The sequence below is a fragment of the Frigoribacterium sp. CF331 genome (assembly GCF_057787905.1).
On record NZ_CM173545.1, the window covers coordinates 591,973 to 615,428 of the forward strand.

General features: G+C 73.5%; 18 protein-coding genes and 1 pseudogene. 8 read left to right on the forward strand and 11 right to left on the reverse strand.

Annotated features, from left to right (window positions below; genetic code table 11):
- Positions 1–55: 55 nt before the first annotated feature.
- On the reverse strand, positions 56–1,291 hold the full coding sequence (locus tag AC3CCI_RS02735) for a YlbL family protein (protein ID WP_488628030.1): 1,236 nt from the start codon (positions 1,289–1,291) through the stop codon (positions 56–58).
- On the opposite strand from AC3CCI_RS02735, the gene AC3CCI_RS02740 reads away from it, so the two are divergent.
- Both AC3CCI_RS02740 and AC3CCI_RS02745 read left to right on the forward strand, forming a co-directional pair.
- Positions 1,290–2,684, forward strand: a complete 1,395-nt coding sequence (locus AC3CCI_RS02740; protein ID WP_354593517.1) for a zinc-dependent metalloprotease — start codon at positions 1,290–1,292, stop codon at positions 2,682–2,684. The genes AC3CCI_RS02735 and AC3CCI_RS02740 overlap by 2 nt on opposite strands.
- Before the next feature lie 78 nt (positions 2,685–2,762).
- Positions 2,763–3,530, forward strand: a pseudogene (locus AC3CCI_RS02745) (TOMM precursor leader peptide-binding protein); the annotation flags it as partial.
- Here AC3CCI_RS02745 and AC3CCI_RS02750 read toward each other — a convergent pair.
- Both AC3CCI_RS02750 and nudC read right to left on the reverse strand, forming a co-directional pair.
- Complete coding sequence (locus tag AC3CCI_RS02750; protein ID WP_488628031.1) at positions 3,499–5,211, reverse strand: ATP-dependent helicase; 1,713 nt, start codon at positions 5,209–5,211, stop codon at positions 3,499–3,501. The pseudogene AC3CCI_RS02745 and the gene AC3CCI_RS02750 overlap by 32 nt on opposite strands.
- Positions 5,208–6,140: an NAD(+) diphosphatase gene (gene nudC / locus AC3CCI_RS02755; RefSeq protein WP_488628032.1), complete on the reverse strand. Its 933-nt coding sequence runs from the start codon at positions 6,138–6,140 to the stop codon at positions 5,208–5,210. Before nudC ends, AC3CCI_RS02750 begins: the two co-directional genes overlap by 4 nt.
- Before the next feature lie 74 nt (positions 6,141–6,214).
- On the opposite strand from nudC, the gene AC3CCI_RS02760 reads away from it, so the two are divergent.
- A complete protein-coding gene (locus tag AC3CCI_RS02760; RefSeq protein ID WP_488628033.1) occupies positions 6,215–7,216 on the forward strand; it encodes a phosphotransferase in 1,002 nt (333 codons plus the stop codon).
- Between the two features lie 46 nt (positions 7,217–7,262).
- Here the strand turns inward: AC3CCI_RS02760 and AC3CCI_RS02765 are convergent, their stop codons facing one another.
- Complete coding sequence (locus tag AC3CCI_RS02765) at positions 7,263–10,670, reverse strand: ATP-dependent helicase (protein WP_488628034.1); 3,408 nt, start codon at positions 10,668–10,670, stop codon at positions 7,263–7,265.
- The gene (locus tag AC3CCI_RS02770; RefSeq protein ID WP_488628035.1) at positions 10,667–13,888 is read right to left on the reverse strand and encodes a PD-(D/E)XK nuclease family protein; all 3,222 of its coding nucleotides are present in this window, start codon (positions 13,886–13,888) and stop codon (positions 10,667–10,669) included. The genes AC3CCI_RS02765 and AC3CCI_RS02770 overlap by 4 nt, the downstream gene beginning before the upstream one ends.
- 129 nt (positions 13,889–14,017) lie before the next feature.
- On the opposite strand from AC3CCI_RS02770, the gene AC3CCI_RS02775 reads away from it, so the two are divergent.
- Positions 14,018–14,242 carry a DUF3107 domain-containing protein gene (locus tag AC3CCI_RS02775; protein WP_354593522.1) on the forward strand — a complete coding sequence of 75 codons (225 nt, stop codon included), beginning with the start codon at positions 14,018–14,020 and terminating at the stop codon, positions 14,240–14,242.
- Positions 14,243–14,244: 2 nt separating this feature from the next.
- Complete coding sequence (locus AC3CCI_RS02780) at positions 14,245–14,541, forward strand: hypothetical protein (protein ID WP_354593523.1); 297 nt, start codon at positions 14,245–14,247, stop codon at positions 14,539–14,541.
- Positions 14,542–14,594: 53 nt separating this feature from the next.
- Here the strand turns inward: AC3CCI_RS02780 and AC3CCI_RS02785 are convergent, their stop codons facing one another.
- Positions 14,595–15,314 (reverse strand): ferritin-like fold-containing protein, encoded by a 720-nt coding sequence (locus tag AC3CCI_RS02785; RefSeq protein ID WP_354593524.1) that lies wholly within the window; start codon positions 15,312–15,314, stop codon positions 14,595–14,597.
- A gap of 84 nt (positions 15,315–15,398) precedes the next feature.
- Between AC3CCI_RS02785 and AC3CCI_RS02790 the strand changes: the two genes are divergently transcribed.
- Complete coding sequence (locus tag AC3CCI_RS02790) at positions 15,399–16,850, forward strand: DEAD/DEAH box helicase (protein ID WP_488628036.1); 1,452 nt, start codon at positions 15,399–15,401, stop codon at positions 16,848–16,850.
- Between the two features lie 86 nt (positions 16,851–16,936).
- Here AC3CCI_RS02790 and AC3CCI_RS02795 read toward each other — a convergent pair whose 3' ends face one another.
- Positions 16,937–17,791 (reverse strand): PHP domain-containing protein, encoded by an 855-nt coding sequence (locus AC3CCI_RS02795; protein WP_354593526.1) that lies wholly within the window; start codon positions 17,789–17,791, stop codon positions 16,937–16,939.
- An 81-nt stretch (positions 17,792–17,872) separates the two neighbouring features.
- Here AC3CCI_RS02795 and AC3CCI_RS02800 point away from each other — a divergent pair, with 81 nt between their 5' ends.
- Entirely contained in the window at positions 17,873–18,904 is a 1,032-nt protein-coding gene (locus AC3CCI_RS02800) for an endonuclease/exonuclease/phosphatase family protein (protein WP_488628037.1), read from the forward strand.
- Between the two features lie 44 nt (positions 18,905–18,948).
- Positions 18,949–20,469: an aminopeptidase P family protein gene (locus AC3CCI_RS02805; RefSeq protein ID WP_354593528.1), complete on the forward strand. Its 1,521-nt coding sequence runs from the start codon at positions 18,949–18,951 to the stop codon at positions 20,467–20,469.
- 77 nt (positions 20,470–20,546) lie between these two features.
- Here the strand turns inward: AC3CCI_RS02805 and AC3CCI_RS02810 are convergent, their stop codons facing one another.
- The 4 genes from AC3CCI_RS02810 to AC3CCI_RS02825 all read right to left on the reverse strand — a co-directional run bounded on the left by AC3CCI_RS02810 (position 20,547) and on the right by AC3CCI_RS02825 (position 23,448).
- Positions 20,547–21,359 (reverse strand): copper resistance CopC family protein, encoded by an 813-nt coding sequence (locus AC3CCI_RS02810; RefSeq protein WP_488628038.1) that lies wholly within the window; start codon positions 21,357–21,359, stop codon positions 20,547–20,549.
- Positions 21,356–22,177 (reverse strand): YcnI family copper-binding membrane protein, encoded by an 822-nt coding sequence (locus AC3CCI_RS02815; protein WP_488628039.1) that lies wholly within the window; start codon positions 22,175–22,177, stop codon positions 21,356–21,358. The genes AC3CCI_RS02810 and AC3CCI_RS02815 overlap by 4 nt, the downstream gene beginning before the upstream one ends.
- 114 nt (positions 22,178–22,291) lie before the next feature.
- Positions 22,292–22,930, reverse strand: a complete 639-nt coding sequence (locus AC3CCI_RS02820) for a hypothetical protein (RefSeq protein ID WP_354593530.1) — start codon at positions 22,928–22,930, stop codon at positions 22,292–22,294.
- Positions 22,931–22,947: 17 nt separating this feature from the next.
- Positions 22,948–23,448 carry a YflT domain-containing protein gene (locus AC3CCI_RS02825; protein WP_354593531.1) on the reverse strand — a complete coding sequence of 167 codons (501 nt, stop codon included), beginning with the start codon at positions 23,446–23,448 and terminating at the stop codon, positions 22,948–22,950.
- Positions 23,449–23,456: the final 8 nt, after the last annotated feature.

The following is a 23,456-nucleotide window of genomic DNA, read 5'->3' on the forward strand; positions in this document are numbered from 1 at the left end:
TCGAGCCTGGCCGACCCAGCGTCCCCTTCCCAGCTTTGCGCGGGCTGCACGAACGCTATCGAGCAGCAGTGCAGGTGGGCAGCGAGCCGGTGTCGCCGCCGTCCGCGATCGTCTCGAGCGCGGTGACGGCGTCGTCCAGCGTGGCGACCGAGTAGACGTCGAGGCCGGCCGGCACGTTGCCCACCACCTCGGAGCAGTTCGAGGCCGGCGCGAGGAAGACCGTCGCGCCGGCGTTGCGGGCGCCGTAGAGCTTCTGGCGGATGCCGCCGATGGCACCGACCTCGCCCGAGGCCGTGATCGTCCCGGTGCCCGCCACGGCCTCACCGCCGTTGAGCTCACCGGGCGTCGTCTTGTCGATGATGCCGAGGGCGAACATCATGCCCGCGCTCGGGCCGCCGACCTGGTCGAGCTTCAACGTGACGTCGAACGGGTAGGTGTAGTCGACGCTCACGCCCACCCCGAGCAGGGGCGTGCCGGACACCTCCTCCGGGGTGACCTGCTCGGTCACCGTCGTGCCCGCCCGGTCGACGACGACCTCGGCCGGCGAGGACGCCCCGTTCGCCGCGACGAGACCGCGCAGAACGTCCACGTCGGCGTCGGTCGCCAGGCTCGTGCCGTTCACGCTGACCAGCACGTCGCCCTCGCGCAGCACGCCCTCGGCCGGGCTGCCCTCGGACACCTGGCTCACGGTCACGGCGCTCGGGACGGAGTACCCCTCGTGGATGAGCGCCGCGGCGACGGCCGACTTCTGCGAGTTCTGCATGTCGACGGCGTTCTGCTCGTCGACCTGGTCGTTCGACACCCCCGACGGGTAGACGGCCTCGACGGGGATCACCGAGCGACTGCGGTCCGCCCAGGCCCCGACGACGTCGACCCACCCGGGGCGGACGTCCTGGTTGCCCTGGACGCTCACGGTCAGGAGGTCGAGGGTGCCCGAGGTGGGATACGTCTCGTGGCCCGACACCGTGATGAGGGGCTGCGACTTCCCCTCGTAGTCGGCGCTCCCGAGGGTGTCGAACACGGGCCCCGGCTGCTCGATGAGGTACGGCGACGGCAGGAGGCTCAGGGCGACCGCCGAGACGGCGGCCGCTCCCAGCAGCGGCCAGCCCCAGCGGCCTGCACGGCGTTCGGACGAGGGGGCGGTGCGCGGGGGCGAGAAGAAGGCCACTGCGGTCCTTTCGGGATCGGCCGGGGAGGCGCGGGTCGCGTTCGCCACGAGCGGAGCGGCGGCCCGGGGGCGGTGGCCGAATCCCAGGATCTTCGTGCGGCCAGCAGCTAGCGTAGTCAGCATGACCGATGATTCCCCGCGCGGGCCTGAGGACGAGTTCCGCGACATGCTGCGGCAGTTCCTGTCCGGCGGGTCCGAGATCGATCCGTCGCAGCTCGCCGGGGCCGCGGGGCTCCCCGACGACCCCGCGTTCGTCGCCCGCCTCATGAGCCAGCTGCAGAACGCGGTCGCCCGCAGCGGCCAGGGCATCGACTGGACGGTGGCGACCGACCAGGCCGTCGCGGTCGGTTCGCAGACGGCCGTCGCCGCGACGGCTGCCGAGACCGCCGCGCTCGAGCAGGCCTTCCACGTCGCCGCCCTCTGGCTCGACGACGTCACCTACGTGGCCGAGCTGACCGTCACGCCCCGCCTGGTCACCCGGGCCGAGTGGGCCCGCCTCACCATGCCGGTCTGGAGCCAGCTCGCCGAGCCCGTCGCCACCTCGATCGCCGATTCGCTCACGGGGGTGCTCGGTGAGCAGGCCCCCGAAGAGATGCGGTCGATGCTGGCCGGTGCGAGCGAGGTCATGCGCAGCGTCGGCGGCACGCTCTTCGCGATGCAGCTCGGGCAGGTGGTGGGCCAGCTCTCGACCGAGGTGGTGTCCGGCGGCGACGTGGGCATCCCGCTGCTCGACGACCAGCAGGCGGCACTCGTGCCCCAGAACGTCGCCGCCTTCGGCGAGGGCCTCGACATCGAGGCCGACCAGGTGCAGCTCTACCTCGCGGTCCGCGAGCTGGCGCACGCCCGCCTCTTCCGTCACGCCCGCTGGCTGCGACTGCACCTCATCTCGTCCATCCGCGAGTTCGCGCAGGGCATCCGCATCGACACGTCCCGCCTCGAAGAGCTCGCCGGCGACTTCGACCCCTCGAACCCCGGCGAACTGCAAGAGGCCATGAAGAGCGGGGCACTCATCCCGCCGAAGACCGACGAGCAACTCGCCGCCCTGGCCCGCCTCGAGACGACCCTGGCGCTCATCGAGGGCTGGGTCGACGTCGTGACCGCCCAGGCCACCGCGCGCCTCCCGAAGTCCGCCGCCATCGCCGAGACCGTCCGGCGCCGCCGTGCCGCGGGCGGCCCCGCCGAGTCGGCGTTCTCGACCCTCGTGGGCCTCGAGCTGCGTCCCCGACGGCTGCGCGAGGCGGCCGTCCTCTGGCAGACGGTGTCCGACGCCGTCGGTGCGGAGCGCCGCGACGACCTCTGGTCCCACCCCGACATCGTGCCCACCAGTGCCGACATCGACGACCCCCAGGGGCTCGTCACCCGCCTCACGTCGAACGAGCCCGCGTTCGACGACGTCGACCAGGCCATCCGCGACCTGTTGGACGACACGACCGACGACCGACCCCGCGAGGCCGAGGACGGTTCGGCGACCGAGCCGGGCGACCCGGGCCCCGACACGGACGCACCCCGCTCCTGATCCGTCCGTCGACGGGCGGTCGACCGACCCCCTGTGGACAACCACTCGTCGGCTCGACCGCCCCGGCATGATCGGACGATGAGCCTCGTCCTCGATCCGCGTGCACCCGTCGTCTGGCGCGACACGGACACCCTCCAGTTCGGCGTCGACCGCCCGTCCCTGGTCCTGAGTCCCGTCAGCAGGCTCGACGAGCGGGTCGTCGCCGCCGTCGCCGCGGGCCACGGCGCGGGTGGCCTGCCCACGCTCGTGGCACACCTCGGCGCCGACCCGGCCGCGGTGGCGGCCTCGGTCGGGCGGTTGCGGCCGGCGCTGGTGGCCGAGCCGTCGTCGATCGCCCCGTCGGACGTCGTCCTCGTCGCGGGGCCGGGCCCGGTGGCCGACGCCGTGGCGCACCTCCTCGGCTCGTGCGGTGTCGACGTGCGGCGCCCCGCACCCGACGCCCGTCCGCCGCGAGGGGCCACGGGAGTCCTCGTCGGCGGGCACGTCGTCGACCCCGGGCTGCGGCGCGAGTGGGTCCGGAGCGACGTCACCCACCTGCTCGTGCGCGTCGGGGACCGTCGGGCCCTGGTCGGCCCCGTGACGGTGCCGGGGGCCACCGCCTGTGCGCGATGCCTCGACCTCCACGCGGGTGAGGCCGATCGCGCCTGGCCTGCCATCGCCGGTCAGCTGAGCCGCCGGGCCCTCACCGCGCCTCCGTCGCTCTCGGTCCACGAGATCGCGTCGCGGGCCGCCCGCCGCCTGTGGTCACGCCTCGACGGTGCCGGCGTCGCACCGGACGACGAGGTCGAGTCGATCTCGATCGCCGACGGGCTCGTCACCCGCGCGAGCGTCCGGCCGCACCCGGAGTGCGGGTGCGCAGCTCTTCCACGAAGCGACTCGCCCGTCGCTCGCCGCTCCGCCCCTGACCGGACCGGCTCCACGACAGCCGCAGCCGTTCGCGGGCCCTCGTGACGCCGACGTACAGCAGCCTGCGCTCTTCGTCGATCGCCGCGTCGTCCTTCGCGTAGCTGATCGGCACCAGCCCCTCGCTGAGGCCCACGAGGTAGACGCTCCGCCACTCGAGCCCCTTGGCCGAGTGCATCGTGGCCAGCGTGACCGCGGACATGGTCGGCTCGTGCTGCCCGGCCTGTCTCGCGAAGAGCTCGTCGACGAACTGGCGGAGCGTCGTGCCGGGTGCCGAGGACTCGGCCAGGCCCATGATCGTGTTGAGGGACTCCCACCGGTCCCGGACGGCCCCGCGCTGCTCGGGGGCCTCCTGCGTCCAGCCGAGCGAGCGCAACACGTCGCTCACGGTCTTGAAGAGCGGTTCACCGACGATGCTCACCGCAGCGCCCTTCATCATCATCAGCGCCTCCTTGACCTCCCGCAGCTCGAAGAAGCGCGTGGCACCGTGGATGCGGGTCGAGACGCCGACGTCGGCGAGGGCGCGCTCGATCGCCGCGGCCTGGACGTTGACCCGGTAGAGCACCGCGATCTCCTCGGGCGCGATGCCGGAGCGGATCTCGTCGGCGATCGTCTCGGCGATGCCCCTGGCCTCGGCCGAGTCGCTCGGGTACTCGGTGACCGGTGGCACGGGGCCCGTCGTCTCGACCGCGGGATGGAGGTGCAGGGCACCCGGCCGACCCCTCATGAGCTGGTTGGCCGTGTCGACGATCTGCCTCGACGAGCGGTAGTTCTGCTCGAGACGGACGACCGTGGCGTCGTCGTAGCGCGACCCGAAGCCGAGCAGGTAGTCCGAGGACGCACCCGCGAACGAGTAGATGGTCTGGCTGGCGTCACCGACGACGCACAGGTCGTTGCGACCGCCGAGCCACAGGTCGAGGAGGTCCTGCTGAAGCGGCGAGACGTCCTGGTACTCGTCCACGACGAAGAAACGGTACTGCTCGTGCACCTGCTGCGCGACGCGGGGCTCGAGCTCGAGCATGCCGACCGTCGCGAGCAGGACGTCCTCGAAGTCGAGCTGGCGTCGCTCGTCCTTGACGGCCTCGTAGGCACGGTGCAGGTCGACGGCCTTCTCGACGCCGATGGACGGCGGCAGCGTCCGGCTGGGCAGGGCCTTCGCGTACTCCTCGAGCGTCAGTCGCGAGACCTTCCGCCACTCGATCTCGGCGGCGAGGTCGCGAAGGGCCGCCGTGTCGATCTTGAGCCTCAGCGACTCGGCGGCGTGGGCGAGGGCCTTGGCCTTGCTGTCGAGCAGACGCGGCATCTGGCCGCCCATCGTCTGGGGCCAGAAGTACGAGAGCTGCGACAGGGCCGAGGCGTGGAAGGTCCGGGCCGAGACTCCCCCGGCACCCAGGTGACGGAGGCGCCCCCGCAGCTCGGCCGCCGCGCGCGAGGTGAAGGTGAGCGCCATGACGCGGTTCGGCGCGTACACGCCCGTCGCGACCCCGTAGGCGATGCGGTGCGTGATGGCTCGCGTCTTGCCCGTGCCCGCACCTGCGAGCAGGCACACGGGCCCTAGCAGCTTCGACGCCGCCCGGCGCTGCTGCTCGTCGAGGCCCGCGATCAGATCGGCGGCCTCGGTCACTGGTCGATCTCGCCGCCGAACCAGTCCTCGATGATGGCTCGCGCGATGGACGTGCGCCCCGGCAGGACGATCTCGCCGAGGCCGGCGACCAGGTCGTCGCGGCTGAACCACCGCAACTCGAGGATCTCGGCGCCGTCGGGGGTCAGCGTGCCGGGGTCGTAGGCGTCGACCTCGGCCCGGAACCCCACCATCAGGCTGGCCGGGAACGGCCAGGGCTGCGAACCGACGTAGCGCGGGGAGACCACGTTGATGCCGGATTCTTCGAAGATCTCGCGCTGCACGGCGTGTTCGAGCGATTCACCGGGCTCGACGAAGCCCGCCAGCAACGAGTAACGGTTCTTCTCCCACAGGGCGTTCGAGCCCAGCAGGAGGCGGTCGTCGGCATCCGTGACGCCGACGATGATCGCGGGGTCGGTCCGCGGGAAGACCTCGTGGCCGTCGTCGGGGTCGCGCCGGACCCAGCCCGCCTTGTCGGTCACCAGAGGACGCCCGGTGCGGGGCGAGAACCGGTGGGAGTCGTGCCAGTTCGCCACGGCGACGGCCTCGACCGCGAGGCCGGCGTCACGGGCGCTGAGCTCGGAGCCGGACACCCGGGGGCTGCCCCAGGCCGCGTCGTCGGGGGCGATCGACCGGGCACGCTCGTCGTCGAGCAGGGCAGCCAGCACCGGCGTGCCCACCGGTTCGACGGCCGACGGGTCTTTCGAGACCCCCAGGTAGACGTAGTCGTCGGCGGCGGGGACCGACGCGGCCGGCAGCAACGCCAGCGCACCGGTCGAGGCCATCAGCGTGCGCCCCCGCCAGACCGGCAGGACCCGCGTGGCCGTCGAGGCGAGCAGCTCGTCGACGACGCCGTCACGCTCTCGGGTGAGGTAGTCCCGGTCGACCTGGTGGCGGGCGAGCGGGAGGCGGGACGTGAGCGGCGAGGACATCGGACGACCAATCATCGCGAGTTGACAGCGTGGCGCACGGCAGGGCACCGCGTGCGGCGGCCTACCCTGAGGGCATGGCCAGATCTCATCTCACTCTAGCCGCGCTGGCCACGGCCGCCGTCGCGGACCTGGACGTCACGCGCGCGTCCCGACACGGCAGCGAGACGGGTGGCGACTTCGACTCGGCGCTCGTCGTCGGACGGGCGGGCGAGCACTGCATCGTGCGCGTGCCGCGGTCGCAGCGGGCCGAGGCGGAGCAGTCAGCCGACCTGGTCGCCCTGCGGGCCCTGAGCGCCGGCGTTCGAGGTCGGCTCTCGTTCGACGTGCCGCTGTACCGCGGCCAGGCGCCCCTCGGCCGGACGCGCGGCATCGTCTACGACGTCGTCCCGGGCGAGCACCTGTCGATCTCCCGCGTCACCGAGACCGGCGACCTGCCGACGGCACTGGGCCGCGCCGTCGCCGCCATCCACTCCCTGCCCACGAGCTTCGTCACCGACGCCGGCCTGACGAGCCACACCCCGTTCGAGGACATGCGTTCGTCGGCGGCCCTGGTCGACCGTGCCGCGTCCACGCGCCTCCTGCCTGCCGCCCTCCTCGAACGGTGGGAGGCCGCCATCCAGGACTCGGTGCTCTGGCAGTTCCAGCCGACCGTCGTGAACGGCTCGCTCGACGCGGGTTCCGTGCTCGTCGTCGGCGACACCGTCAGCGGCGTCCTCGGGTGGCACGACCTGCAGGTCGGCGACCCGGCCCGCGACCTGGCCTGGTTGCTGGGCGCCCCGACGCCGAGGGCCGTCGACGACGCCTTCGTGGCCTACAACACCGCCCGGGGAACGAGCGACCACCAGCTGCGACACCGCGCGACCCTGTACCGCGAACTCGACCTGGCCAAGTGGCTGCTGCACGGCACGGCGACGAAGAACACCTCGGTCGTCGACGACGCCGTCGACATGATGACGAAGCTCGTCGACTCGCTGCCGGGCGACCGTCGCGCGGGCATCGGCTCGGGCTCGACCGCCGCCCTCGACGTCGACGGGGTCGAGGACCTGCTCGAGGCCACCGAACGCCGACACGTCTGAACCACCACGTCCGGGTCGTGGCGCCCGGGTCGTCACGTCCGGGCCGTCACGTCCCGGGCGACGCCTCGTGCTCGACCCGACGCCACAGCTCGACCAGCTCGCCGCGGTCGGCGACGTGCCGGGGCCGCAGCACGACGTCGTCGGCCACGAAGTAGAAGACCGCGTCGATGTCGTCGGCCGGCACGCCCCTGAACTGCGCGTAGGCCTCGCGGTACAGGGCGAGCTGCAGCTGTTTGAGCTCGAGGTCGGCGTCGTCGGTCGGTGCCTTGCCGGTCTTCCAGTCGACGACCTCGAACCGACCGTCGCGCTCGAAGACCGCGTCGATCTTGCAGATGACGGTGCGGCTGCCGAGCGGGAGGTGGATCTCGAGCTCGACGTCGGTCGGTTCGAGCGTGGCCCAGGCGGAGCGTTCGAAGGTCGCGATCAGCTGCTCGAACCGTCGCGCGTCGTCGGGGTCGACCGGACCGGACCCCGGCGAGCCGACGCGCTCGTCGTCGAGGTCGCTCTCGTCGCCCCAGGCGTCCAGCGTCTCGGAGCGCCCCGTCGGCCGGAACCGCTCCTCGACCCACTCGTGGAACAGCGTGCCGAGGCGGGTGGCCCGGTAGGGGCGTTCGGGCAGGGGCCGTCGCAACGCGGCGGCGACCGCAGCAGGGTCGTCGACGTAGTCCTTGAAGCGTGAGGCCGGGATGCGCTGGGGCAGCGGCGTCGCACCGGCACCCGCCCGAGCGGCGTCGCGTTCGAGCAACAGCAGGTCGATGTCGGACGACCACCTCGACCTCGCCGACCGCGTCGGGTCGCCCGTCTCGGGACGCTCGCCCGCGTCCGGGCCCGGGGCGGCCTCCCCGACGTCGAGCCGCGCGCTCAGGGCCCGCGTCCGGCGGTCGACGGCCTCGTCGACCCGGGCGGCGGCGTACTCGACGGTGGCCCGTCGCGAGCCCAGCGGGTCGAGGGGCCACGTCAGCTCTCGCGACGCCGCGGCCAGCGGGTTCTCGTCGTCGTCGGGCCGCTCGGGGAGGTCGCCTGGCGGCACGAGCCCCCGCTCGGCGAGCTCGACGACGAACCGACTCGCCGGGCGCGGCCGGACGGCGCCCGTCCAGAACGATCCGCTGACGAGGAGGGCGTCCCGAGCCCGGGTGAGGGCGACGTACGCCAGTCGTCGTTCTTCGGCCTGGTGACGCAGGACGAGCTCGTCCTTGAAGGCCTTCAGCGCCTGGTCGAACTCCTTCTGGTCGGCCACCCCGCGCCAGCCGAGCACCGGCAGTTCGGCCGCGTCGCCCCGGAACTCGTACGGAAGTTCGCCGAAACCGAGCCACCCCACCCCCTCGCGGGAGGTGCCGGGCAGCTCGCCCTCGACCAGTCGCGGCACCGCGACGACGTCCCACTCGAGCCCCTTCGACCCGTGGATGGTCAAGAGCTGGACCGTCCCCCGCTCGGCCTGCTCGGACCGGGGCCCCATGTCGTCACGGCGTTCGGCGGCCTCGAGCCACGACAGGAAGCCGCCGAGGCCCGCGTTCTCGTCGGTGGCCACGTAGCCGGCCAGCTCGTCTTCGAACGCCTGCAGCCAGGCCCCGCCCGACGGCGCCCCGGTGGCCGCCGCGACCTCGACGTCGAGCAGCATCTCGTGCTCGACCAGGGTGACGAGGTCGACCAGGTCGAGGCCGGTGCGCCCCCGCAGGAACGCGAGATGCGAACCCAGCCGCCGCAGACGTCCCAGACCCTCGTCGCTGAAGCCCGAGAGCTGCCGGTGGGTGAGGGGCGCAGTGGCGACGAAGTCGAGGGCGTCGACGATCGAGCCGTGCTCGCCGACCGCGACCGACGCCCGGAACCCGGCGGCGACCTCGTCGTCGAGACGCTGCTGGGCGTGGTCGTGGGAGAACAGCCACGAGGCGACCTCGCGCAACCGGGCGATGTCGCGCACCCCCACGCGCCACCGCGCCCCGGCCATCAGCCTGATCGCCTCAGAGCCCGCCGACGGGTCGTGCAGCACCCGCAGACACGCCACGAGGTCGACCACCTCGGGTCGTTGCAGCAGCCCGCCGACGCCGAGCACGTGGTATCGGACCCCGCGCGCGGCGAGGGCCTCGACGAACACCGGCATGGTCTTCTTCGACCGGAAGAGCAACGCGGCCGTGCGGCGGGCCGGCTCGCCGTCGACGACCGTCGGCACGGCCAGCTCGTCGTGCAGCCAGGCGGCCACCTGGTCGGCCTCGCCCGGCAGCGTCTGGTCGAAGAGCAGCTCGACCCGCCCCTCGGGGGCACCGGGCCGAGCACGGAGTTCGCCCACCACCGCCTCCGACGACCGGGCGAGCTCGGCGACGACGGTGTTGGCGGCGTCGAGCACGCGCGAAGCGTTGCGCCAACTGGTCGAGAGGCTGAACACCGCGTCGGGTCGGGCCCCGAAGTCGACGGGGAAGCGACCGAGGTTGGCGGCACTGGCACCCCGGAAGCCGTAGATCGACTGGTGCGGGTCGCCGACCGCCATGACGCCGGTGCCCTCGAAGAGGCGTGAGAGCAGGGTGGTCTGCACGACGCTGGTGTCCTGGTACTCGTCGAGCAGGACGATGCGGTACCGGTCGCGCAGCTCGGCCACGACGCCGGGAGCGGTGTCGCACACCTCGAGTGCCAGGGCCACCTGGTCGGAGTACTCGACCAGTCCGCGGCGGGCCTTCTCGTCGGCGAAGGCCGTCGCGAGCTCGAGCAGCGGAGGCAGGGCCGAGACCGCGCCGACGGCGTCGACGACCGACTTGTAGGCGCTGCCCTTCGTCGACGGCAGACCTGCCAGGTCGAGGAACCGGTCGGCCAGGCGCGCCACGGGCTCGGGGCCGGTCACGTTCTCGCTCAACGCGTGGCTGAGGCGGAGGACGGCCTCGGTGATGCCGTCGACGCTCCGGCCGAGCCCGGCGAGACGCTCGTCGTGGCTGGCGACGACCAGCGAGCGCGCCAGTTGCCAGGCCGAGGCGTCGCCGAGCACCTGCGACTCGCTCTCGCGACCGACCCGCAGGGCGTTGTCGCGGAAGATCGCGTTGGCGAAGGCGTTGTAGGTCGAGACCGTCGGGACGTCGAAGGGATCGACCTCGTCGCCGAGCAGACCGACGGTGGCGAGCTGGGCGACGCGTCGCTCGATGCGTTCACCGAGCTCGCCGGCGGCCTTCCGCGTGAAGGTCAGCCCGAGCACCTGCGAGACGCCGACGAGCCGGTTCGCGAGCAACCACACCACGCGGTTGGCCATCGTCTCGGTCTTGCCGCTGCCGGCGCCCGCCACGACGAGCGCGGGTTCGAGCGGGGCCTCGATGACCGCCTGCTGCTCGGGGGTCGGGGTCGGCAGACCCAGTGCCTCGGCGATCTCGGCGGCGCCGAGCAGGGACGAGGAGGCGCGGGTCGCGTCCCCGTCGCCTCGCACGTCGGTCGGACCGAGACCCCCCGCCGGGCCGTCGTGCCGGATCGGGTCGGTCACGAGCCGCTCACCTCTCCGACCACGTGGATGCGGCACGAGCCGCCGTGGCGCCCCTCGCAGTGGTCGTCGAGTCGGGCCACGAACACCCGACCGGCCATGTGCTCGGCCGCGTCGACGACCCGCGCCCGGAACGCCGCCAGTTGCTCGTCGTCGAAGGCCACCTGGGCCGGCTCGCGGTAGAGCTTGCCCCGGACGCCGGACGACACGATGACGAGCTTCGCCCCGCCGGGTGGCGTGCCCTCGGGCACGGCGTCCACCGCACCGTCGGCCAGGGCGACCTGGTAGCTGCCCAGCTGCGGGTGCTCGGCCACGGCCTGCGCCGACGTCGGGGCCGACCGGCCCGTCTTGAGGTCGACGATGACCGCCGCACCGTCACGGGTGCGCTCGACCCGGTCGATCGAGCCACGGAGCCGGGCCGGCCCGACGTCGAGCGTGAAGGTGGACTCGGCTCCGAGCAGGCTGCCCCCCGACGCCTCGAAGTCGCGCAGGTAGGCGGACAGGCTCTCGGTCATGGCTCGGGCACGGCGCTTCTCGGACTCGGCGATCCACGCCGACTCGAACTCGAGTTCGGGCCAGCGTCCTTCGACCGCCTGCCACAGCGAGTCGACGTCGGTGCCCTCGGCGTGTTCCATGACGTCGTGCAGGACCGTGCCGAGACCCATCGCGGCGTTGGGTGCCGACCCGCCGAAGCGGTCGACGAACCAGTGCAGGGGGCATTCTTCGAACGAGCCGAGCTGGGAGGGGGAGACGGGCACGTGGGCCTCGGGGTCGTCGAGGTCGATCAGCGGCTCGGTCGTGCTCGGCGCGAGGAGCCCGTACCAGTCGGCGGGCGAGGCACCCGCGACTCCCTCGGTGGCGAGGCGGGCCAGGGCCTCGGTCGCCTCGTCGGCGCGTGGGCCCTGCGGCGCCGAGACGAGCACGTGCCGAAGGTGTCCGACGAGGCCCCGCAGCGACAGCGGGTGGCCCGCGGGGGCCTCGGGGCAGTCGTCGGGCAGCAGGCGGAAGAACGGCGAGGGCCCCTCGTCGTCGTTCGAGGTGCACGAGAGCACGACCTGTCGGGTGGCCCGCGACACCGTGAGGGCGAACATCCGCAGCTCGTCGGACAACACCGCGGCTCGGGCGTCGGACGGGGCGGCCGGCTCGTCGTCGCGCTCGTCGACCGCGCCGGGACCGCCCGGCACGCCGTCGAACGGGCCGCGCTCGAGCAGACCCCGCTCGGCCAGGGAGACCAGGTCGTCGGGGCCGAGCAGTCCCCCGCGGACGCGGAGGTTCGGCCACACGCCGTCCTGGAGGCGGGCGGCCACGACGACGTCGACCTCGACGCCCACGGCGGCGGACGGGGTGCAGACCAGCACGGTGTCGGTCGTCGCCTGGGGCGAGAGCGTGTCTTCGGGGACCTCGGCGCCGAGGAGCGCGTCGAGGAACGCCCCGGGCGCGGCCTCGGGCGTCCGTTCGACGAAGCGCTTCGCGGCGGTGAAGAGCGCGACGACCCCGTCGAGGTGGCGGTCGGCCTCGGCGGCGACGATGCCCCGACCCGCGCTCTGGGCCGACCACTCGGCCGCGAGGCCGCTGCGCTCCCACAACCCCCAGAGGACCTCTTCGATGCTGCCGCCCGCGGCCGCGGCCCGGCGCGCCGCGTCGAGGCTCGACGAGAAACGCCCGGCGCGGGCCGCGAACCGCGAGTCGATCGTGACGAACCGCCCCGGCCCGTCCAGCGCCTCGACGAGGAGGTCGTCGGCCGGACGCACGCCGCCCGAGGCGAGTTCGTCCGCGCGCAGCGCGAGCCGGAGGCGCCGCAGCGAGAGCGGGTCGAAACCGGCGAGCGGCCCCAGCAGCAGCTCGGTGGCCAGCTCGACCGTGAGGTCGTCACGTCCGACCGCCACCGAGGCGGCGAGCAACAGGTGGCGTGCCGCGTGCTCGTCGCGAACGGCCCGGCCGGCGACCGACGTGCGGGTGGGCACCTCGGCGAGTTGCAGGCCGCGGGCGACGCCGGCGACCTGGCCGCCGCTGCGCACCACGACCATCATGCGCGACCAGGGCACCCGCCGGACGAGGTGGTGCTCGCGCAGCAGGCGCGCCACCGAGGCGACCTCGTGCGTCGGGCTGTCGGCCCGCACCGTGACGACGGCCGGTGCCGCGGCGTCGTGGCCGACGTCGGCACCGGGCTCGCGCCCGACGTCGGCGGGAGCCGCGGCGTGTTGGCGACCGGCCCCGGCCGTGCCGATGCGGGCGGTCACCCGTCGCACGAGGTCTCGGAGCGGCGGCCCGTGGCGGTGGGCCGTCGACAGGTAGAGGGTCTCGACGTCCGACAGCCGGAGGCGCGGGCCGAGACGACCGAGGGCGTCGGGGGTGCCGCCCCGGAACGCGCTCGTCGAGAGGTCGGGGTCGCCGAAGGCGACGACCGCGACGCCCCGTCGGACCAGGGCACGCAGCAGCGCGAGCGTGGACTCGGTCGCCTCGTGCGCGTCGTCGACGAGGACGACCCGCAGGCCGTCGACGACGGGGGCGGTCTCGCCCCGGTCGAGGGCGGCGACGGCGTAGTCGACCAGCTCGGCCGAGTCGAGGTGGCGGCCACGGGACGCGTCGAGCACGGCGAGGTACTCGTCACGGAAGTCGGCGACGGCGGCCCACTCGGGCCGACCGGCCCGCTCGGCGGCGAGGCGCAGGCCGTCCGAGCCGATGCGGTGTTCCGTCGACCGCATGAGGACCTCGCGCAGCTCGGTGCGGAACCCGCGGAGCCGGCGCACCGTGGGGCCCAGGTCGTCGGGCCAGGTCGGACCGGTGCCGTCGGCCTCGTGCCCCTCGAGCAACGACCGGACGACGGTGTCTTGGTCGCCGCCGGTCAGCAGGGTGGGCACCGGCTGGCCCGCGAGCCGCGCCGCATGACCCACGACGTCGAACGCCACGGACGAGACCGTCCGCGCGAGGGGCCCCGGGGTGGGGACCGTGAGCCTCGAGGCGATGACGTCGCGGAGCGTCGTGGCCGTCGACCGGGTGGGAGCGAGGGCCAGGACGGCCGTCGGACCCCAGCCGCGACCCTCGACCCGGTCGACCACGAACTCGACCAGGGTGCGGGTCTTGCCCGACCCCGGTGCGCCGACGACCGCGGCCGACCGCCCGTCGGGCAGGTCGAGCACCGCCCGCTGCGAGTCGTCGAGCGCCGGGGGCGCCACGGCGCGCACCGGGCCCGAGGCGGGCGGTGGGACGGTCGGGGCCATGTGCTCGACGCTATCGGCTCCGACCGACATCGACGGCGGACCCGGGAGCGGAGGGCCGACCGGGGGCGGGTTGTGCGCCGTCAGTGAACGCGGGGCCGTGGCGACCGGCCCGTCGGATATCTTTACGTCGTGGACATTCGCATCGGCATCACCAACAGCCCCCGTGAGATCAGCTTCGAGACGTCGCAGACCGCGGCCGAGGTCGAGAAGGTCGTCGGCGACGCCCTCGACGGCGGCAAGTCGTTCGTCACGCTCGCGGACTCGAAGGGCAAGACGTACCTCGTGCCCACGGCGTCGCTCGCCTACGTCGAGGTCGGCAGCGAGGAGAGCCGCAAGGTCGGCTTCGTGAGCTGATCGTGGAACTCCTCTTCATCGTCCTCGGGGGTGCGATCCTCGGGTTCGTCCTGCACTACGCCCTCCCCGCAGCCGACACGCGCGGGGTCCTGCTCGCTCCGGCCGTCGGCGCCGTCGTGGCGGCGATCGTGTGGGAGGCTCTGACCTGGGCCGGGTGGCCCGCCGACGGTGGCTGGATCTGGGTGGTCGCTCTCGTGGTGCCCGGCGTCGCGGCGATCGTCGCGTGCCGCGCCGCGGCGACCCGCCGTCGTGCTCGCGACACCGAGCAGTTCGCCCGACTGCTGCGCACCACGGCCTGACCCGGACCTCCCGGTCGGCCAGGCCGGCGGGTGCCCGCGCCACCGGCCGGGCCTCAGGCGGTCAGGCCGAGCGCGTCCATGCGGCGGGTGTGGGCGGCGATCAGTTCGGTGAACACCGGCTCGAGGCGTTCGTCGTCGGCCGAGACGTGCGACGCGGCGACGGCGGCCCGGGCGACGAGGAGCGTGTCGCCCACCAGGCGTCGACCCCAGAGGGCCAGTCGCGAGGCGAGGCGCGGATCGGCCTCGATGGCCGCCGACAGCTCCCGCACCACGAGGGGGGCGTCGTCGTGTGCCTCGAGCACCGAGACGATGCGTTTGTGGTGGTCGGACGAGAGCCCCGCCGCCAGCCGCACGAAGACGTCGTTGAGCAGTCCCGCCGCGACGTAGTCGGCGACGATGGCCTCGTACCAGTCGGTGCCCTCGGTGCGGGCCCGGAACTCGTCGATCGCGGCGATGTGGGGCTCCATCGACTCGGTGGCGTCGTGCCCCGAGCGTTCGATCTCGGCCACCAACCCGCGATGGCGGGCCAGGGTGGTCTCGGCGATGCGGCCGGTCGTCTCTTTGGCCCGCACGTCGGGGGCGAACGCCGACGACCGCCCGAGGGTCTCGAACAGGGCGAGTTCGAGGTAGGCCGCGTGGCCCAGGAAGACCAGGAGGTCGGGCGTGAACTGGTCGAGTTCGACGCGGGCCACGGGGGTCGGCTTCGCGGCGGGCCGCGGCCACTGCAGGGACGGGACGCCGCGCTTCGCACCTCGACCGGGCCAGGACACCACGCCCACATCTTACGGGGTCCGAGAGGCCGCCCGTCGCGACGGGCTAAACTCGACGCATCCCCCTATATGAGACAGGGCAACACTTTGACATTCACTGACCTCGCGATCGACCCCGACATGGTCGACGCTCTGGCGTCGAAGGGGATCCTCGAACCTTTCCCCATCCAGACCCAGACCATCCCCCTCGCCCTCGCCGGCCAAGACATCATCGGCCAGGCCAAGACGGGCACCGGCAAGACCTTCGGCTTCGGCCTCCCGATCATCCAGCGCATCGGCCTCGACCCGGCACCCGGCGTCAAGGTGCTCGTCGTGGTCCCCACCCGCGAGCTCTGCGTCCAGGTGGCCGACGACCTCGAGCTCGCCACCTCGAACCGCGCGACGAAGATCGTCAGCATCTACGGCGGCAAGGCCTACGAGGGCCAGGTCGAACAGCTCAAGGCCGGCGCGCAGATCGTGGTCGGCACTCCCGGGCGCCTCCTCGACCTGGCCGGCCAGCGCCTCCTGAACCTCAAAGAGGTGCAAGAGGTCGTCCTCGACGAGGCCGACAAGATGCTCGACCTGGGGTTCCTGAGCGACATCGAGAAGATCTTCCAGCAGGTGCCCGCCACGCGTCACACCATGCTGTTCTCTGCGACGATGCCCGGCCCGATCGTGGCGCTGGCCCGTCGCTTCATGTCGAAGCCGATCCACATCCGGGCGACCGACCCCGACGAGGGCCTGACCCAGGCGAACATCAAGCACGTCGTCTACCGGGCGCACTCGCTCGACAAGGACGAGGTCATCGCCCGCATCCTGCAGGCCGAGGGTCGCGGCAAGACCGTGGTCTTCACGCGCACCAAGCGTGCCGCCGCCAAGCTCGTCGAAGAGCTCAACGACCGCGGCTTCAACGCGGCCGCCGTGCACGGCGACCTCAACCAAGAGCAGCGCGAGCGCGCCATGGCCGCCTTCAAGGCCGGCAAGAAGGACATCCTCATCGCGACGGACGTCGCGGCACGAGGCATCGACGTGAACGACGTCACGCACGTGATCAACCACACCGTGCCCGACGACCACGACACCTACCTGCACCGCGCCGGTCGTACGGGCCGTGCGGGCAAGACCGGCATCGCGGTCACCTTCGTCGACTGGGACGACCTGCACAAGTGGGCCCTGATCAACCGGGCCCTCGACATGGGTCAGCCCGAGCCCGTCGAGACCTACTCGTCGAGCCCTCACCTCTTCACCGACCTCGACATCCCCGCCGGCACCAAGGGGCGCCTGCGCGCGACCTCGCTGTCGGCGGTCAAGTCGGGTTCGACCGGCTCACGCGAGCGCACCGGCGGCCCCCAAGGCGACCAGGGCCGCGGTCGTGGCCGTGGTCGTGGCGACGCCCCCGTCCGCACGTCGGGCGAGCCGTCGGCCACGGGCCGCGGCGCCGCGCAGGCGTCCGACACCACGGCCCCGGCCGCCGAGGGGGCGGGCGAGGCACCGCGCAAGCGCAGCCGCAACCGCCGCCGCCGGCCCGCGGGCGACGCGTCGTCGCAGCCCCAGGGCTGAGTCGGAGCCACCACGAGACCCCCCCGACGTCCACGTCGAGGGGGTCTCGTACGTCACGCCCCGAGGCCGAGGAGGCGCCGGTCGCGTCAGCCGCGGACGGGCACCCACCCGGTCGCCGCGTCGACGATCCGCTCGAGTTGCCCGGGGTCGGTGGTGTTCTCGCCCAGCCGGTTCGGCTTGCCGTCGCCGTGGTAGTCGCTCGACCCGGTCACGATGAGGTCGTGCCGTTCGGCGAGTTCGAGGAGGCGGGCCCGACCGGCGGGCGTGTTCTCGCGGTGGTCGACCTCGACGCCGAGCAGGCCGGCGTCGACGAGCGCCTCGAAGCCCTCGCTCGACACGTTGGGCTCGCGGCCCCGGGTGGCCGGGTGGGCGATCACGGGGACTCCCCCGGCCTCGCGGATCAAGCGGACCCCGATCAACGGGCTCGGTGCCTCGTGCGGCTCGTAGTACCCGGACCGCCAGTGCAGGATGCCCGCGAAGGCGGCGCTGCGGTCGGGGGCGTAGCCCTTGGCGACGAGGGCGTCGGCGATGTGCGGCCTGCCGAGGGTCGCGCCCGAGCTGGCCTGCGCGAGCACGTCGCCCCAGGTGAGGTCGTAGTCGGCGGCGATGCGCTCGACGATGCGTTCGGCCCGGTGCAGCCGGCTGTCGCGCAGGCGGGCCGTCTCGGCCACGAGTCCGGGGTGCGTCGGGTCGAAGAGGTAGCCGAGCATGTGCACGCTGTTCAACCCGAGGCGGGTGCTGAGCTCCATGCCGGGCACGAGCGTCAGACCCGTGCCCACCGCGGCGGCCGAAGCCTCGGCCCAGCCCGCCGTGCTGTCGTGGTCGGTCAGGGCGACCGTGTCGAGTCCCGCCCGGACCGCCGAGGCGACGAGGTCGGCCGGGGTCTCGGTGCCGTCCGACACGCTCGAGTGAGTGTGCAGGTCGACCAGGCGCGTGGGCATCCTCCCATCGTAGGCGGCGCGCATCCGAGCCGACCGTGCGGTGGCCGACCGGCGCCGGCCGTCCCTTAGGCTCCAAGGGCCATGATCCGTCGTCTCGTCGCCCTCGTCATCGTCCTCGCGGTCGCCGCCGCACTGCTGGTCGCCCTCTGGCCCCAGGCCGTCGACCTGCAGCGCACGTTGCCGGTCAGCCAGGTGGTGTCCTTCCGACTCGTGGCCGCCGCCGTGGCCGTCGTCCTGATGGTGCTGTTGCTCGTGCTCGGTCTCGTCGCGCGCCCGATCCGGTCGCTGACGGCCAGCGCGGCCGTGCTGCTGCTGGTCTTCGGCGCCCTCTCGGCAGGCGTCGTGACGGCGCGGGGGCTCGGTCGCACCGACTTCGTGGAGAAGACCCCGACCGACCTCACGGTCCTGTCGTGGAACACGCTCGGCGCGGCCACCGGGGCCGACGCCGTCGTCGCCCTCGCCACCGAGGTCGGCGCCGACGTCATCGCCCTGCCCGAGACCCGACAGGAGGTCGGCGTCGCCGTGGCCGAGGCGATGGGTGCGGCCGGCAAGCCGATGTGGGTCCACACGGTCGCGTACGACGAGGTCGCGAGCGGCCGGTCGACGACCCTGCTCATCAGCGCGGCGCTCGGCGACTACCAGGTCGAGATCGGCGGCGACGGCGTGACCGACGACCGGACGACCCCGGTGCTGCCGACGGTGGTCGCGACCCCCGTCTCGGGCGAGGGGCCGACGATCGTCGCCGCCCACCCCGTCTCGCCCACCCCCGACCACATGGACCAGTGGCGGGCCGGGCTCGGCTACCTGGCGGAGGTCTGCCGCTCGGGTGACGTCGTCATGGCCGGCGACTTCAACGCCACGCTCGACCACCTCGCCGGCCTCGGCTCCGACGGCGGCGACCTCGGCGCCTGCCGCGACGCGGCCGCGGCGACGGCCAACGCCGGGGTCGGCACCTGGCCGACCGACGTGCCCCCGCTGCTCGGCGCACCGATCGACCACGTCATGGCCACCGACCAGTGGCTGACCACGGGTTTCCGCGTGGTGACCGACCTCGACGACGCCGGCAGCGACCACCGGCCCGTCGTCGCACAGCTCAGCCGCACCGGAGCCTGACCCTCCGACTGGGCGTGACGCCCGTTCAGCGGGACAATGGGGGCATGGCTGATCAGAAGGCGCCGCGCGCGACCACCAACCGCTCCACCACCCCCGGGTCGGACACGTTCAAGGACTACATCTCGTCGCAGTGGGCCGACCGCCCCGACGTGCTGCCCGAGCCGCGCGAACAGGCGCCCTTCGCCGCCGACCGTCGCGCCCGCCTGTCGGCGCTGCACCCCGGCACCCGTCTCGTCGTGCCGGCCGGTTCGGCGAAGGTCCGCTCGAACGACTGCGACTACCCCTTCCGCGCCCACTCGGCCTTCTCGCACCTGACCGGCTGGGGCTCCGACACGGTGCCCGGCTCGGTGCTCGTGCTCGAGCCCACCGCCGACGGTCACGAGGCCACCCTCTACCTGCGCGCGAGCGCCGGGCGTGACTCCGACGAGTTCTACGCCAACCCCGAGATCGGCGAGTTCTGGATCGGTGCCCGCCCCTCGCTCACCCAGGTCGCCGCCGACCTGGGCCTCGCGACCCGCGACCTCGCCGACTTCGAGGCCGTCGTCAGCACGACCGACGCCGAGACCCTCGTCGTCCGTGACGCCGACCCCGACCTGACCCGCCGCCTCGACGCCGTGGTCGAGGCCGCCGCCGAACGGTCCCCCGTCACCGCGTCCACCGGCGACGCCGAGGGTGCCGACGCCGAGGGCTCCCCCGCGCGCGCGACGTCGGCCGACCTCGCCCGCGACCTGAGCGAGCTCCGACTCGTCAAGGACGCCTACGAGGTCGCCCAGATGCGCGAGGCCGTCACGGTCACCGGCAAGGGCTTCACCGACGTGATCGCCGACTTCGACGACATCGTCGCCCACCCGCGCGGCGAACGCCTCGTCGAGGGCACGTTCAACCGCCGTGCCCGGGCCGACGGCAACACGGTCGGCTACGACACCATCGCGGCCTCGGGCGAGCACGCCTGCGTCCTGCACTGGACGCGCAACGACGGCGTCGTCCGTGACGGCGACCTCATCCTGATCGACGCGGGCATCGAGCTCGACAGCCTGTACACGGCCGACATCACCCGCACGCTCCCGGTGTCGGGGCGGTTCACCGACGTGCAGCGCCTCGTCTACGAGGCCGTGCTCGAGGCGGCCGACGCCGCGTTCGCGATCGTCCGCCCGGGCATCGCCTTCCGCGAGATCCACGCGACGGCCATGAAGGTCATCGCCGAGCGCACGGCCGAGTGGGGCTTCCTGCCGGTCTCGGCCGACGAGTCGCTGCAGCCCGACCACCAGTACCACCGTCGCTACATGGTCCACGGCACGAGCCACCACCTCGGCATCGACGTGCACGACTGCGCCGCCGCCCGCCGCGACCTCTACCTCGACGGGGTGCTCGAGCCCGGCATGGTGTTCACGATCGAACCGGGCCTGTACTTCCAGCCCGACGACCTGACCGTGCCCGAGGAGTTCCGGGGCATCGGCGTCCGCATCGAGGACGACATCCTGGTCACCGCCGACGGGGCCGAGAACCTCTCGGTCGGCATCCCGCGCTCGGTCGCCGACGTCGAGGCGTGGATCTCGCGCGACTGACCGGAGACGAGCGAGGGCCCCGGGTGCGACGCACCCGGGGCCCTCGGTCCGTGTCCGACGCGATCAGCCGACCGGCGTCACGGTCGGCCGGTCGAGCCGCCCGACCGTGACGCCTCGTCGGTGTCGGTGTCGGTGTCGGCGTCGGACTCGTCCTCGGCGGGCGAGGCGTCCCGTCGGCGTCCCGTGACGATCGCGATCGCGACGCCGGCCGCGGCCAGCACGACGATGGCGACGGCGATGCCGATGACGAGACCGGCGTTCACCGAGCCCGACTCGGGCGCGGCGGCGGACGTCGCCCCGGAGTCGTCACCCGGGGCGGCCAGGGTCGTCATCTCGGGCTCGGGCGACGCCGACGGCGAGGCCGCGTCGGTCTCGTCGGCGGTGGGTGCCTCGGTGGCGCCACCCGCGCCTCCCGAGCCTGCCGTGCCGTCGCACGCGGGGCGGGTCGGAGAACCGGATGCCTCGGTCGCGCCCGCCGCGGGGGCGTAGGTGAACGGGACGGCGTCCGACACGGTGTGACCGTCGGCCGAGACCGCCTGGTAGGTCATCGTGTAGTCGCCGGCGGCACCGAGCGCGACGCCGGTCGTCAGGGTCGGACCCGACGTGGTCGAGCAGCCGTCCTCGTAGTGCAGACCCGAGGCGTCGGTCACCTCGAGCACGTTCGAGCTGCCGGTGCCCGAGAGGTCGAGGATGACGTCGTTGAAGGTGATGGACACCGTCGCCGGTGCCGCGTCGACGGTCGACCCGGCGGAGGGGCTGCTGCTCACCACGTAGTCGTGGGCCGAGGCCGACCCCGCGGGCGCCAGGGCGAGTGCCGCGGTCGCCGCGCCGAGCCCGACCACCGCGAGGACCCCGAGGAGGCGCGGTGCCCGCCGGCGCGCGGCCGTCACGCGTCCACCCCGCCACGGCTCGTGCCGCCGGTCGCCGTCGCCTGGGGCCGACGGGTCAGCGCCACGACCGAGACCACGAGGGCGAGGGCGCCGAGGGCGAGACCGCCGATGCCGAGGCCGATCGAGAGCGGACCGACGGTGCCGTCGCCCGCACCGGACGCCGAGTCGTCCGACGTGCTGACCCCGGCGGTCGTCGCGTCGTCGTCCGAGGAGTGGCCGGCGTGCTCGTCGGTCGGCGGGGCGTCGTTCACGTACAGCGTGGGCGCCGGGTGCTCCGGCTCCTCGCCGGAGGCCGGCGTCGCGTCGGCCCAGTCGACGACGGTGCCGTCCGAGTACCGCTGGTGGGTGGGCAGCGCGATCGACCCGGTGTCGGGCACGGCTCCGGCCGACACGACGAACTGCTGGAACTGCCCGGGAGCGATCTGCGTGTCGCCCTCGGCCGTCCAGGTCACCTGCGTGGGCGCCTCGGTGATCGTCGTGCCGTCGAGCTCGACCGGCTCGGGCAGCGTGCTCGTGGTCACCTCGGTCGTCCAGCCCGGCGTCGGCTGGTACGACACCGACGTGAACGGGGTGTCGGTGGGCAGGTCGACGACGACGCCGACGGTGCCGGCGGTCGCCGACTCGTTCGGCACCTTGAAGGTGAGCGTGGCGTACGAGCCGGCGTCGGCCTGGCCGGGCTCGACGTGGACATGGGCCGACGCCGCGAGGGGCGCGGCCAGGGCGAGGAGCGCGGCGGCTCCGAGGGCGGCGGCCGACCGGGCGACGACGGCGGTCGGTCGTCGGGTGGTGGTGGATGCGGAAAGGGTGCGGTGGTTCACGGTTCTGGTCCTTCGGATCGCCGAGGCGATCGGTCTGCGGTGCATGACGAGGGGCCCGACGGCGCGACGTGCGCTCGACGGGTGGGACGTCGACGGGAGTCGACGGGGTGGGTGTCAGGCAGGGCAGGGCGGGCCGCGACGGGGCAGGGCCGTGAGGTGTCGTCGCCCCGGTGGGCGCGCGAGGACGCCCGTGGGGCGGGGCGCGCGGCGGACGACCGTGGAGTCCGGGCGCTGCCCGGTGATCAGGAGGCGCGCCACGGTCAGCCCGCGGACGGCCAGTCGGACGAGGCCCCACGCGGCGCCTTCGCCCCGCCGCAGCGCGACGATCGTGACGACCGCGGCCAGGGCGTGGGCCAGCCACATCGCCGGACCGCCCATCACCATGCCCGGCGCGACGCCGCCCGACGCCGCCCCGTCGGCGGCAGCCGAGACCACGAGTGCGGTGTGGTGGCCGCCCGAGGCCGAGGCCCCGCCGACGTCCGACGCCCCGAGGGAGAAGAGCAGGTGGAACGCGACCTGGCTGAGGGCGACCGCGACCGCGAGCCGCACGGTCGAGAGGTGCACGCCCGCCAGGGCGATCGAGACCGGCACGGCCACGGCGAGCGCGAGGACGACCCCCAGCAGGCCCGGCTGCATGCCGCCACCGGCCACGTGCGAGAAGGCCGCGACGACCGTGGACGCCCCGGCCGTCAGCCAGCCCCGCGCGAAGCGCTCGGCGCGGGTGGCCGTCGTGGTGGGGTCGTGGCGTGCCATGTCGACACCAGGGTACGTCAGCGGCGCGAGGTCTCGGGACGGGCGAGGATCTCGCGCGCCTGACCGGAGACCTCGGGGTCGACCACGATCTGGTAGTTCGAGGCGAGGACCTGGTGGGTCGAGGTGAAGTCCCGACGACGTCGGGTGATCGCGAAGCTGACGATGCCGTAGAGCATGCCGAAGCCCGCACCGAGCAGGGCGGCCGCGCCGACCGTCGCCGCGGTGGCGGTCTCGGTCGCGAAGACGAGCATGACGAGTCCGAAGAAGACGCCGAGCCACAGGCCCGTGACGGCGCCCGCCAGCGCGGCACGGCCGTAGCTCAACCGTCCGGTGACCCGCTCGACGGTCTTGAGGTCGTTGCCGATGATGGCCAGGCGCTTGATCGGGAACTCGGCCTGCGACAGACGGTCGACCACGCGCTGGGCGTCGGGATACGTGTCGTAGGTGCCGAGGACGTCGCCCCGCGGCAGGGTGGGCACCAGCGGCGGACGTCGCCCCACGGGGCCCGGGTTCGTCATCAGGCCAT

Bases quoted from the DNA above. Each gene is read 5' to 3' on its own strand.
- AC3CCI_RS02770 (WP_488628035.1), bottom strand. From the start codon at position 13,888: ATGGCCCCGACCGTCCCACCGCCCGCCTCGGGCCCGGTGCGCGCCGTG.
- AC3CCI_RS02760 (WP_488628033.1), top strand. From the start codon at position 6,215: ATGGCCAGATCTCATCTCACTCTAGCCGCGCTGGCCACGGCCGCCGTC.
- AC3CCI_RS02805 (WP_354593528.1), top strand. From the start codon at position 18,949: ATGGCTGATCAGAAGGCGCCGCGCGCGACCACCAACCGCTCCACCACC.
- AC3CCI_RS02825 (WP_354593531.1), bottom strand. From the start codon at position 23,448: ATGACGAACCCGGGCCCCGTGGGGCGACGTCCGCCGCTGGTGCCCACC.
- nudC (WP_488628032.1), bottom strand. From the start codon at position 6,140: ATGTCCTCGCCGCTCACGTCCCGCCTCCCGCTCGCCCGCCACCAGGTC.
- AC3CCI_RS02820 (WP_354593530.1), bottom strand. From the start codon at position 22,930: ATGGCACGCCACGACCCCACCACGACGGCCACCCGCGCCGAGCGCTTC.
- AC3CCI_RS02740 (WP_354593517.1), top strand. From the start codon at position 1,290: ATGACCGATGATTCCCCGCGCGGGCCTGAGGACGAGTTCCGCGACATG.
- AC3CCI_RS02800 (WP_488628037.1), top strand. From the start codon at position 17,873: ATGATCCGTCGTCTCGTCGCCCTCGTCATCGTCCTCGCGGTCGCCGCC.
- AC3CCI_RS02735 (WP_488628030.1), bottom strand. From the start codon at position 1,291: ATGCTGACTACGCTAGCTGCTGGCCGCACGAAGATCCTGGGATTCGGC.
- AC3CCI_RS02795 (WP_354593526.1), bottom strand. From the start codon at position 17,791: ATGCCCACGCGCCTGGTCGACCTGCACACTCACTCGAGCGTGTCGGAC.